We start from the raw sequence: 12,332 nt of genomic DNA on the forward strand, positions 1-12,332 counted from the left end.
AGATTTAAGAGGCGCGGCGGTAGTCGCCTCTTAAGGCCAGCGGGAGTGGCAACCCACAGTCTTGACGCTGCCCCTCTGCCCGGTACATCCCCACCACCTCACCGACAATCAGCAGCGCAGGCGTTTGCACCTGTCCGGTAAGGATCATGTCTGCCAGTGTCTCCAGCCTGCCGGTCAGTACCCGCTGTTCCGGCCGGGTGCCGCGCTCAATGACTGCGACCGGGGTCGTCCCCGGTAAGCCATGCGCCATCAGCTGGTGGCTGATGGTTTCGCTGTTGGCAATGCCCATATAAAACACCAGCGTCTGACGCGCTTCGGCCAGCGCCCGCCAGTCAACATCCGGCTCACCCTGTGCGCCATGACCGGTCACAAACCGTACCGATTGCGCCAGACTGCGGTGGGTCAGCGGAATACCCGTGGATGCCGCACACCCCATCGCCGCCGTGATACCCGGCACGATGTGACACAGCACGCCGTGCTGCTGGCAATGTGCCATCTCCTCGCCGCCGCGACCGAACACAAACGGATCGCCACCTTTGAGGCGCACCACGCGATACCCGGTCTGGGCCAGACTGACCAGCAACTGATTAATTTCTTCCTGTCCCAGCGTGTGATTGCGCGTCGATTTACCGGCATCGATACGCAGCGCCTCGTCCGGGATCAGCGCCATCACCGGCTCAGACACCAGCCGGTCAAACACCACCACATCCGCCTGCTGGATCACGCGCAGCGCTTTCAGGGTCAGCAGCTCGACATCCCCCGGCCCCGCTCCGACCAGCCAGACTTCACCGCGACACACCGGATTACGCCGGCTGGCACCCGCCAGAATTTGCGCGATCTGCTGCATCTGTAATGTTTTTTCGGGAATGTTGTTCATTGGCTGTCTCCCGCCGTCAGCGTGGCACGCTGACCGGCAATGATTTTTTTGAGTTCAGGAATGCATGAGCCGCAATTTGTGCCGCATTTTAGTTTTTCGCCAAGCTGTTGCACGTTGTGACATCCCTGGCGGACGGCTTCAGTGATTGGCATTTCCCCCACGGCATAACAGCTGCAAATAATGGCACCGGCGGGTTTTTTATCGCTGCCGGCACGGCCGGCCAGTAATGCCAGTCGCTGCTGTGCCGTATGCGGCGGTGTGGTGAATGCCGCCAGCACAGCCTGCCGGTCGGGTGACGGCGGCCTGCGGCGGGCATAGAACGCCAGTTGTAACGCGCCGTCAGACCAGGCCAGCAGGCTGAAACCGTCATCGCCCAGTTGCGCGGTCTGGCAGATCAGGTTGTCCGTGGCGTAAGACTCCTTCAGCCACGCCATCCAGTCTGCCGGCAGCGAAGAGTCGGCCAGCGTAAAGTGGGTCACACCCGGCTGGGTGATCAGGCTCCAGTACGTCGTCACTGGTGGCGTAATATTTTCACCACGCACAAACAGTTCGGCCTGCCACGCGGCAGGCCAGCGGCTCAGACTGACCGGCATATGTTTGCTTTCCGGCTGTCCCGACAGCGGATCAACATGCGCTTCAATCAGCGCATCAACCCGTGCCTGCTGGCTGAACCGGCTGTTCCAGTGCATCGGCACAAACACACTGCCGCGCCGTTGCAGAGGATCAGGTTGGGCGCGCAGCAACAACCAGCCGTGCGAGGAGGCAACGCGCACCAGATCGCCGGACCGGATCTGCGGCGCATCGTCGGGATGAAACTGACAAAACGGTTCACTGATGTGCTGCATCAGCCGCGCTGACTTACCGGTGCGCGTCATCGTGTGCCACTGGTCACGAACCCTGCCGGTGTTCATGATCAGCGGATATGCAGCGTTTGGCTGATTGACCGGCAGCCTGGGCGTGACCGGGATCAGCCGCGCTTTGCCGTCAGGATGGAAGAACGTGTTATCCGTAAACAGGCGCGTCGTGCCCTGCGGATTTGCCGCATTCACCGGCCACTGTACAGGCCGCAGGGTGTCCCATTCCTCATCCGAAAGCTGCGCCAGCCCGCTGATATCAAATGCCCGCGAACCGTGATTTTCAAAGCCGGAAAGCGCCGCATGTTCACGGAAAATCTCCGCCGGATGCTGCCAGGCGAATGCTTCGGCAAACCCCAGACGCTGCGCGACCTGACAGAGGATCCACCAGTCCGGTTTCGCCTCACCCGGTGCGGGCAGAAACGCACGCTGGCGCGAGATACAGCGTTCGGAATTGGTCACGGTGCCGTTTTTCTCGCCCCAGCCCAGCGCGGGCAGGCAGATATGCGCGGCGCGGGTGGTATCGGTGTCACGCATCATGTCAGAGACTATCACCAGCGGGCAGCGCGCCAGTCCGGCCCGCACCCGGTCGGCATCCGGCAGCGATACCAGCGGATTAGTGCCCATGATCCACACCGCTTTTATCCGGCCTTCTTCTACCGCGCGGAACAGATCCACAGCGTTCAGTCCGGCTGTTTTTGTTACGGCGTCACTTTTCCAGAAGCGCCCTACGCGGCTGATATCTTCCGGCGTAAAGCCCATGTGCGACGCCAGCTGATTGGCCAGCCCGCCGACCTCCCGTCCGCCCATCGCGTTCGGCTGACCGGTAATCGAAAACGGTCCGCAGCCCGCGCGCCCGATATGGCCGGTTGCCAGGTGCAGGTTAATAATGGCGTTGCATTTATCCACGCCGGAACCGGACTGGTTGATCCCCATCGAATACAGCGTCACCAGCCGCTGGCTGTGGCCTATCATCTGGTAAAACGCCAGCAACTGATCCACCGGTAATCCGCAATACGCGGCGGTACGCGCCACTGTCCAGTCCCGCGCCGCCCGCAAGACATCTTCAGCCCCCTGCGTATGGTGTTGCAGGTAAGCGCTGTCGAGTTTTCCGCTCTCCGCCATCGCGTTCAGCGCACCACAGAACAACGCCGCGTCACTGCCAGGTTGCAACGCCAGATGCAAATCGGCGATATCACAGGTGGCGGTCTGGCGCGGATCAATAACAATAATGCGCATCTGTGGCCGGTCCTTTTTGGCCTGTGCCAGCCGCTGATACACGACAGGATGCGCCCATGCTGTATTCGACCCGGTCAGCAAGACGCAGTCGGCCAGTTCCAGATCCTGATAACTGCACGGCACGGCGTCGGCCCCGAACGCGCGTTTGTAACCCGCCACGGCAGAAGCCATGCACAGCCGAGAATTGGTATCCATATTTCCCGCGCCGATAAAGCCTTTCATCAGTTTATTGGCGACATAATAATCTTCGGTCAGTAACTGACCGGAACCGTAAAACGCCACCGCCTGCGGCCCATGTTCGCCGATGACCGCCCGCAACCGCTGCGCTATCGTATCGAGAGCCAGCGCCCAGCTGACCGGCTGATGATCAATTTCCGGCTGCAACAGCCGCCCCTGTAAACCCAGCGTTTCTCCCAGCGCGCTGCCTTTTACGCATAAACGCCCGTGACTGGCCGGATGTGTTTTATCACCGCTGGCACTGAACCCTCCGGCCTGCGGCTGCATGCTGACACCACACCCGACGCCACAATAGGCGCAGGTGGTCAGTGCTGGTGTTGTGGCAACAGTTTTTTTCATACACTGACCGTCGCGATAATGTCGGTGTCGGCGGTTTTCACCCCCGGCTGTTCCTGTACCCAGACGCGGCCATTTTCCACTTTCACCGGCCACACGTTCAGTGTCGTCTGCGCGTCGTCTACGCTGCGCCCGTCGTGTAAACGGAAACGCTGTTTGTACAGCGGCGAAATTACCACCGGCTCACCTTTCACATCACCCACCAGCCCGCGTGCCAGCACGTTGGCGTCGCTGTCCGGCTCATGGTTACTCAGCGCGAAAACCTGCTGCGGATGATCCGGCAAATGGAACAGCGCAATCTGCCGGTTAGCCAGCCGCGCCGCCATACCGGCATTGGCCGGTATGGCACTCAGATCGCACAAAGCCACCCAGCCCTGCACCGCCATCACCGGCGGGTTGACCGCGTTAACGGCAATAACAGCCCGTTCCTGCGACGTTGCCGGTCGAACCTGCTGACGCTCCGTCACCATCACTACCGTTTCATCCGGCTCGCTGCTGTTGACGAACGGGCGGAACAGCGCCAGCCGGTCCGGATCTGCCAGCGTGGTTTGCCATTCGCACTGATACGTGCCGACCACTGCGTTCATCTCACTTTCCAGTTCTGCGCCGATGTGCAGGCTGTCTTCCAGCACCACCTGACGCAGATAATCCATACCGCCCTCGAGATTATCCATCCAGGTACTGGTACGTTGCAGACGGTCAGCGGTACGGATGTAAAACATCAGAAAGCGGTCTACGGTGCGGATCAGATCTTCCGTGCTCATGTCCTGCGCCAGTAAATCAGCGTGGCGCGGTTTCATGCCGCCGTTGCCGCACACGTAGAGGTTCCAGCCCTTTTCGGTGGCAATCACGCCGACGTCTTTGCTCTGTGCTTCGGCGCATTCACGGGTACAACCCGAGACCGCCATTTTGATTTTATGCGGGGAGCGCAGCCCCTTGTAACGATTCTCCAGTTGCAGCGCCAGCCTGGTGGAATCCTGCACCCCATAGCGGCACCAGCTTGAACCGACACAGGATTTCACCGTGCGCAGCGATTTGCCATAGGCGTGACCGGTTTCAAACCCGGCGTCCACCAGTTGCTGCCAGATTTCCGGCAGTTGTTCGAGGCGGGCACCGAATAAATCCACCCGTTGCCCGCCGGTAATTTTGGTATAGAGGTTGTAACGTTTTGCAATCTGGCCGATAGCGATAAGCCCGTCGGGGGTGATTTCACCGGCCGGAATGCGCGGCACCACGGAATAAGTTCCGTCTTTCTGAATGTTGGCGAAGTAACGATCGTTGGTGTCCTGCAACGGTAAATGCTGCGGTTTGAGCAGGTAATCGTTCCAGCAGGACGCCAGAATGGATCCCACCAGCGGCTTGCAGATTTCACAGCCGCGACCATGGCCGTGTTTCTCAATCAGTTCATCAAAGCTGCGAAGCTTGCCCATACGCACCAGGTGATAAATTTCCTGACGCGAATAGGCAAAGTGCTCGCAGACGTCTTTTTTCACTTCTACGCCCATTTCGGTCAGCGCGAATTCCATCACCTGTTTGGTCAGCGCTGCACAGCCGCCGCAGCCGGTCGCCGCTTTGGTGCAGGCTTTGACCGCCGCCATATCGCCGCAACCGCCCTTCACCGCGTCACAGATATCTGATTTGCTGACGTTATGGCAGGAACAAATTTGCGCGCCGTCCGGCAGTGCCGCGACGCCCGGCGTGTGTGGCGCTGCACCGGCACTGACGGGCAGGATCAGGTTTTCCGGACTGGCGGGCAGCGGCATATCGTTAAGCATCATCTGCAACAACGTGCTGTATTCGTTGCTGTCGCCGACCAGCACCGCGCCGAGCAGGCGTTTGCCGTCCTGCGAGACCACGATTTTTTTGTACACTTCCGCCGGACCGTCGACCCAGCTATAACTCTGACTGCCCGGCGTGCGGCCATGCGCATCGCCGACTGAGGCCACTTCTACGCCCAGCAGTTTCAGTTTAGTGCTCATGTCCGCGCCTTTAAACGCCACCTCGCTGCCGGAAAGCGTATCGGCCAGCGTGCGCGCCATCTGGTAGCCGGGGGCGACCAGACCGAAAATCTGCCCGTTCCATAAGGCACATTCGCCGATAGCAAAAATGGCCGGATCAGAGGTACGGCACTGATCGTTAATCACAATGCCGCCACGCGGCCCGACCTCCAGCCCGCACTCTTTTGCCAGCTGATCGCGCGGACGGATACCGGCGGAGAACAGCACCAGATCGGTTTCCAGATGACCGCCGTCAGCAAATTCCATGCGATAGCGACAGGTTTCACCGGTCACGATAGCGCGGGTTTCTTTGCCGGTATGCACCTGCACATCCAGCGCTTCAACTTTGCGGCGCAGCATAGCGGCACCACCTTCATCAAGCTGAACACCCATCAGCCGGGGCGCAAACTCCACTACATGTGTTTGCAACCCGAGATGTTTCAGTGCATTCGCTGCTTCCAGCCCCAGCAAACCACCGCCCACCACCACACCGGTTTTGCCGGTGGCTGCACAGGCCTGAATCGCCGCCAGATCATCCAGCGTGCGGTAAACCAGGCAGCCCGGCGCATCGTTGCCCGGAATTGGCGGCACAAACGGGTAAGAACCGGTCGCCAGTACCAGCAAATCGTAAGCCGTCTGGCGCCCCTGATGATCGACCACAAACCGGTGGCGGGTGTCGATATGACCGATACTGTGCCCGAGGCGCAGTTCAATGCCGGTCGACTCAAAGAAACCCTCTTCTACCACCGACAGCGACTCAGCACTGCGACCGGAGAAAAACTCAGACAAATGTACCCGGTCGTAAGCGGGTGACTTTTCTTCTGCAAAAACAATTACCTGGTATTGAAGATGCAATTCACGCTCGACCAGTTGTTGCAGGAAATGGTGGCCGACCATGCCGTGTCCGGCCATAACTAATACGGGTTTCGACATTACTGTGCTCCTGGTTACCCCGGCGGGTAACTGTTCTGATTTAACGGGCGGAAGGCCGTCAGCGGCCGGTTCATCGCCGGGGCTGAAGATGCTCAGTGGCATCCGGTGGATGACGGGATTACTGATGCGGGTGAAGTACGCCGGTCCGTCGCTGATATCGCCCCACAGCAGTACGCCGGTAAGCTGGTTGTCGCGCAGCAACAGGCGGCGGTAGTGACCGACAACCGGATCAGACATCGTGTGAATTTGTTCGCCGTCACCGCCGTGCAGTTCACCGGCGCAGAACAGATCAATGCCGGTTACTTTCAGACGCAGCGGTGCCCTGTGCTCCACCGAAGAAACGACCGGTGCACCCGCCAGACGGGCCGCCAGCGTCTCAGCCTGTTGCCAGCACGGCGCGACCAGACCGGCGGTCAGGTTCCCCTGCTGACAGCATTCACCGATGGCCGAAATAGCCGGGTCGGTGGTTTGCAGCGTGTCGCTGACCAGAATGCCGCGATCACAATCCAGTCCGGCAGCCTGCGCCAGCGCAATATCGGGCCGGACACCGGCGGCCACCACCACGCGCCGCGCAGGAATTTCACGCCCGTCGCTGAGTATCACCGCTCTGACGTTGCCGGAAGGGTCACCGGCATATGCCACCGTCTGCGCCTGCAAAACCGACCTGATACCGCGTGTCCCGAGGCTGACACGAAGCAGTTCTGCGGTATGTTCATCAAGCTGGCTGTCCATCAGATGAGCGCCGCGATGCAACAGGCTGACCTGCATGCCTCTCAGCGCCAGTGCGGCGGCGGTTTCTACCCCTAAAACGCCGCCGCCAATCACCGCGACCGGTTGTCCGTCGTCCTCTCCGCGGAGGATGTTTTCCACATCCTGCTGATTTCTGAAACCGTGAATACCCTGCAGTTGTGCGCCCGGCACCGGCGGCATAAAAGGCCGCGAACCGGTGGCGAGCACCAGATGGTCATAATCAAACACCCGCCCGCCAGCCCGCACCCTGCGGGCAGCGCGGTTAATTTCTGTCGCCGCCTCCCCGGCGATAAACGTGACGTTGTGACGTTTGTACCACTGCGCGTCATGGGTCACGATCTCATCGAAATGTTTCTCCCCGGCAAGTACCGGTGTAAGCAGAATGCGGTTATACGCGGGTTGATTTTCTTCGCCGATGACCAAAATGCGGTAACGGTCCGGCGCACGTTCGCACAGCCTTTCCACCAGCCGTACGCCCGCCATTCCGTTGCCGATCACTATCAGAGTGGGTTTATCCATTGCGCTTATCCCGCCTGCTGAATCAGGCAACCGACCGGTGTTTTTCATACAGGAACTGCAGAACCTGCTGACGGTACTGGTGGAACATAGGGTCGTTCGCCAGTGCCAGCCGTGAGCGCGGGCGCGCCAGTTCCACCTGCAACACGTCGCCGACTTTTGCTGCCGGTCCGTTGGTCATCATCATTACGCGATCCGAAAGCAGCACCGCTTCGTCCACGTCATGTGTAATAAGCAAAATCGTGGTTTTCAGGCGCGACTGGATCTCCATCACCGCATCCTGCAAATGCGCACGGGTTAAAGCGTCGAGTGCGCCGAAGGGTTCATCCATCAGTAACACTTTCGGTTTCATCGCCAGTGCACGGGCGATGCCCACCCGCTGTTTCATACCGCCGGAAATCTCACCCGGACGTTTATCGGCAGCGTGTCCCATGTGCACCAGGTCGAGGTTGTGCGAAATCCAGTCACGCATTTCACTTTTACTCATTACCCCTTTGAACACCTGATTCACCGCCAGCGCGACGTTCTCAAAAGTGGTCAGCCACGGCAGCAGAGAATGGTTCTGAAACACCACGCCGCGTTCCGGGCCAGGACCGGTAATTTCCTGGTTATCACACAGCAGCACGCCTTCCGTCGGACGGCTCAGCCCGGCAATCAGGTTCAGCAAGGTGGATTTTCCGCAACCGGAATGACCAATCAGGCTGACCGTTTCACCCTGTGCAATATCAAAGCTGACATTGTCGAGCGCCAGAAACGGGCCTTTGGCGGTCGGGAAACTCTGGCTGACGTTCTGCACGCGGATAATGGCTTGGTTGTTTTTCATCTCAGGCTCCTAACGGTTGTCATAACTGAAGCGGCGGGCAATGGCCATCAACCCCTGTTCCAGCACCATCCCCACAACCCCAATCAGCAGAATGGCGATAATGATGTTTTCCACGTTGAGGTTGTTCCATTCGTTCCAGATCCAGAAACCAATCCCGACACCACCGGTGAGCATTTCGGCGGCAACAATCACCAGCCACGCGATACCAATCGACAGACGTACACCGGTGAGGATGTAAGGCAGTACGGCAGGAAAAAGGATCTTGCGCATCACGGTGAATTCACTGAGTTTCAGCACCCGCGCGACGTTGAGATAATCCTGCGGAATACGCATTACGCCCTCAGCCGTGTTGAGGATCATCGGCCAGATCGAGCAGATAAAAATGGTCCACGCCGAGGCAGGTTCTGCGCGCTGGAATAACAGCAAACCGATAGGCAACCAGGCCAGCGGACTGACTGGTCGCAGCAATGAAATGATCGGATTGAGCATGCTGGCGATAAAACTGAAGCGCCCGATCAGAAATCCCGCCGGGATGCCGATCAGTGCCGCCAGCCCGAAGCCCATCGCCACACGTTTAAGCGACGCCAGAACGTTCCAGCCAATGCCCATGTCGTTCGGCCCGGCGATGTAAAACGGATCGGCGAAAATCACTTTCGCCGCTTCCCAGGTTTTCAGCGGGGTCGGAAACCCTTTACTGCTGAGCGCGGCAATTTGCCAGATGGCGATCAGTACGATGGCTCCCAGCAGCGCCGGAATAGCTTTTTGCAAAACACGGTGCATCACGACGCGCAACCGTGCGGTATCAGTCGTTTTTACGGCACTGACCGGCGCGGCTGCGTTCTGCGTTACCGGGGCGATCGGTACAATTTGTGCACTCACCGGTTCAGGCAGCGCGACAACATGAGATTTTGAATTCATGGACATCAGCGACCTCACTTAACGTTTCATGGCAAAACTGTTGGCATATTCAGCAGGGTTGCTGCCGTCCCAGACTTTTCCGTCTATCAGCGTGCTGCTGCGCATATCACCGGACGGCAGGTTGATGCCACCGGCTGCAGTCGCCGCCTGTTTATAGACGTCAATACGGTTAATTTTTTGGGCGACGGCCAGATAGTCCGGATCATTGTTCAGCAATCCCCAGCGTTTGTGCTGAGTCAGGAACCACATGCCGTCGGAGAGATACGGATAGTTGACCGCGCCGTCGTTGAAGAAACGCATGCTGTGTGCGTCTTTCCACTTTTTGCCCAGTCCGTTTTCGTAATCGCCAAGCATCCGTCCCTGAATCGTTGCCACCGGCGTATTGATGTAGGCTCGTGCTGAGATAACCTGCGCGGTTTCGATACGGTTGGCGTCAGAAGTGTCAATCCAGCGTGAGGCGTCAAGTACCGCAGCGGTCAGCGAACGGGCGGCGTTGGGATTAGCCGCGACCCAGGCCGACGTGGTGCCGAGAATTTTTTCCGGATGATCCGGCCAGATATCCTGTGACGTGACCGCAGTGAAACCTATTTCGTCCTGAATGGCGCGCTGATTCCAGGGTTCGCCGACGCAGTAACCGCTCATGTTGCCGATCTTCATGTTCACTGCCATTTGCGGCGGCGGCACGACCACGTTACGCACATCGTTAAACGGGTGGATACCGGCGTTCGCCAGCCAGTAATACAGCCACATGGCGTGAGTACCGGTGGGGAAAGTCTGCGCAAAGGTGTAGGTGCCTTTCGCGCTGGCATCGACCCTTTTTTTCAGCGAGTCCCCGTCGGTGACACCGGCCTGTTTCAGCTGATTAGAAAGCGTGATCGCCTGTCCGTTATTATTGAGCGACATCAGCATTGCCATGTCGTGCTGCGGACCGGATACGCCCAGTTGCAGGCCATACACCAGCCCGTAAAGCACATGCGCGGCATCGAGTTCGCCGGACACGAGTTTGTCGCGCACTGATGCCCAGCTCGATTCCTTGCTGGGGATAATTTTGATGCCGTACTTTTCATCAAATTTTTTCACTGCCGCCATCACCACGGAGGCACAATCGGTCAGCGGAATAAATCCGACGCGGATTTCTTTTTTCTCGGGCGCATCTGAACCGGCCGCCCAGACGCTGTTCATAAAGCCCGGCATCATCATGCTGCCGCCCAGTACCGCACTGCCGGCAATAAAGCGGCGGCGGGAGAATTGTCCCGGAGTTTTTTTATCATCTGGCGTCATTGCGGCTTCCTGTGATGTTGAAAAATGAACAAAAAAAAAGCGTCCAGTCAGCGCTCAGTTTCCTGAACGCTGACGGACGCCTTTATCCGTAATCCTGACTAAACCGCCATTGGTTTAGTCCTTATGTCGTAAAAACAATGCAGCTTATATGCCAACTTCGTACATCACTGTAAAAACAGACTGTTAGCGGCTTTGCCGCGTCATTCCCGCCGCCCGGTGCACCGCGACAGCACGTGGTGCACATCACAATGGCACACCAACAGTGCAGATACTCCTTAAGGATTAATCACTTTTCTTCCCTAATACTGCCGACACCGCAAGCATCGCTTCGGCGATGTCCGACAGTTTCTTGTTCTGGTTCATCGCCATATCACGCAGGGTTTTATGTGCCTGCGGTTCGGTCAGCCCGTGATGTTGCATCAGCAATCCTTTGGCGCGTTCCACCAGCTTTCGCTCAGCCAGCGTCGCGCGAAGCCCGGCCAGTTCAGCGTCGAGCGCCTGTAACTGACGGGATTGCTGCTCGACCAGTTCCAGGACGGAACGACTCAGTTGCGGCGGGATCAGCGCCGGATAATGCGAATCCTGCGGGGGAATTTGCCCGATATCCTGCTGCTGAAGGGCAAGAGACGCCTGCGCTTCACGGATCCGCTCGCGGCAGCACGCCATCAGAACGTCTTCAAGCACATCTTCCACCACTTTCATCCCGTCAATACGTGCCGTGGTCACCTCAAACCAACGCAGTGCGGCAGCCGGACCCTCGTCCGCCGGTGTGGTGCGGGTACAGGCAATTCGCCGCAGGCGCTCGAACTCGCTGCTGTCGGTGTCCAGTTGCTGTTGCCACTGCGCCAGACAGCGGGCATCGGCAAACTCCCTGAAGGTTTGAAAACACCGCTCCTGGCCTTCGATCAGTGCCAAAAGCTGCTGGTGTGCCACGTCATCGAAATGCCGTGCGGCAAATCCTGCTGCGCCGGTTGCACGCTCCTGTCCGGCCAGTTCTTTACCCTGCATAAAACTGAACATTGCCAGTAACGTACGCGAAATAGACGGATCACCTGAAATATCAGCGGCTTCAAACACCAGCGCCAAATGTGTGCGGATAACCTCGCTGTATTGCCGCATCGCTTCCGGCTGGCTGATATCCTGTACCTGCACCTGACGGCGCAACACCGGCAAGGTGCTGAGGCTGTGTAAGACGGCAGCGATACGGCTGAACAGACGCGGCGCATTACCTATGCTCTGACCGTTCAGATCCAGCGCAAGCAACTGCTGATCCACTGCCTGTTCCGCCATCCGGACCTGTAGCGCCCGCTCACCCAGTTGCTCCGCCCACAGTTCGCCGTGCGAACATAAATAGATATTCGCCGTGCCCCGTTCACGTTGCAGCATGTGGATCAGCCTGCTGACCGCGCCGACCAGCCTGCCCATTTCCAACAGCTGTTGCAGGCAGAGAATTTCACTTTTTTTCGATGCCAGTACAAAATTAAGGGCAGAAAGGGACATGAATGAACCTGATATTGGCCAGAGATTGAGAAAGTAAAGCAAGAAGTGTGCCGGAAGGGGTAAGGCAAAAC

Annotated in this window: 7 protein-coding genes; all 7 read right to left on the bottom strand. The window is 58.4% G+C overall.

Annotation, left to right across the window (positions count from 1 at the left end):
- Nucleotides 1-4: 4 nt before the first annotated feature.
- The 7 genes from cobA to ETV65_RS02470 all read right to left on the bottom strand — a co-directional run bounded on the left by cobA (nucleotide 5) and on the right by ETV65_RS02470 (nucleotide 12,261).
- The gene (gene cobA / locus ETV65_RS02440) at nucleotides 5-877 is read right to left on the bottom strand and encodes a uroporphyrinogen-III C-methyltransferase (RefSeq protein ID WP_129951409.1); all 873 of its coding nucleotides are present in this window, start codon (nucleotides 875-877) and stop codon (nucleotides 5-7) included.
- The gene (locus tag ETV65_RS02445) at nucleotides 874-3,546 is read right to left on the bottom strand and encodes a nitrate reductase (protein WP_129951410.1); all 2,673 of its coding nucleotides are present in this window, start codon (nucleotides 3,544-3,546) and stop codon (nucleotides 874-876) included. The genes cobA and ETV65_RS02445 overlap by 4 nt, the downstream gene beginning before the upstream one ends.
- Nucleotides 3,543-7,742, bottom strand: coding sequence for a nitrite reductase large subunit NirB (gene nirB, locus ETV65_RS02450; RefSeq protein ID WP_129951411.1), 4,200 nt, complete (start codon nucleotides 7,740-7,742; stop codon nucleotides 3,543-3,545). Before nirB ends, ETV65_RS02445 begins: the two co-directional genes overlap by 4 nt.
- A gap of 22 nt (nucleotides 7,743-7,764) precedes the next feature.
- Nucleotides 7,765-8,562: an ABC transporter ATP-binding protein gene (locus ETV65_RS02455; protein ID WP_129951412.1), complete on the bottom strand. Its 798-nt coding sequence runs from the start codon at nucleotides 8,560-8,562 to the stop codon at nucleotides 7,765-7,767.
- A gap of 9 nt (nucleotides 8,563-8,571) precedes the next feature.
- The gene (gene ntrB / locus ETV65_RS02460; RefSeq protein ID WP_129951413.1) at nucleotides 8,572-9,486 is read right to left on the bottom strand and encodes a nitrate ABC transporter permease; all 915 of its coding nucleotides are present in this window, start codon (nucleotides 9,484-9,486) and stop codon (nucleotides 8,572-8,574) included.
- A 12-nt stretch (nucleotides 9,487-9,498) separates the two neighbouring features.
- The gene (locus tag ETV65_RS02465; protein WP_129951414.1) at nucleotides 9,499-10,761 is read right to left on the bottom strand and encodes a CmpA/NrtA family ABC transporter substrate-binding protein; all 1,263 of its coding nucleotides are present in this window, start codon (nucleotides 10,759-10,761) and stop codon (nucleotides 9,499-9,501) included.
- A 282-nt stretch (nucleotides 10,762-11,043) separates the two neighbouring features.
- A complete protein-coding gene (locus tag ETV65_RS02470; RefSeq protein WP_129951415.1) occupies nucleotides 11,044-12,261 on the bottom strand; it encodes a nitrate regulatory protein in 1,218 nt (405 codons plus the stop codon).
- Nucleotides 12,262-12,332 lie beyond the last annotated feature (71 nt).

The sequence above is a fragment of the Rahnella sp. RFA10(1/100) genome (assembly GCF_004195115.1).
Taxonomy (GTDB): Bacteria; Pseudomonadota; Gammaproteobacteria; order Enterobacterales; family Enterobacteriaceae; genus Rahnella; species Rahnella perminowiae.

Bases quoted from the DNA above. Each gene is read 5' to 3' on its own strand.
- cobA (WP_129951409.1), bottom strand. From the start codon at position 877: ATGAACAACATTCCCGAAAAAACATTACAGATGCAGCAGATCGCGCAA.
- ETV65_RS02445 (WP_129951410.1), bottom strand. From the start codon at position 3,546: ATGAAAAAAACTGTTGCCACAACACCAGCACTGACCACCTGCGCCTAT.
- nirB (WP_129951411.1), bottom strand. From the start codon at position 7,742: ATGGATAAACCCACTCTGATAGTGATCGGCAACGGAATGGCGGGCGTA.
- ETV65_RS02455 (WP_129951412.1), bottom strand. From the start codon at position 8,562: ATGAAAAACAACCAAGCCATTATCCGCGTGCAGAACGTCAGCCAGAGT.
- ntrB (WP_129951413.1), bottom strand. From the start codon at position 9,486: ATGTCCATGAATTCAAAATCTCATGTTGTCGCGCTGCCTGAACCGGTG.
- ETV65_RS02465 (WP_129951414.1), bottom strand. From the start codon at position 10,761: ATGACGCCAGATGATAAAAAAACTCCGGGACAATTCTCCCGCCGCCGC.
- ETV65_RS02470 (WP_129951415.1), bottom strand. From the start codon at position 12,261: ATGTCCCTTTCTGCCCTTAATTTTGTACTGGCATCGAAAAAAAGTGAA.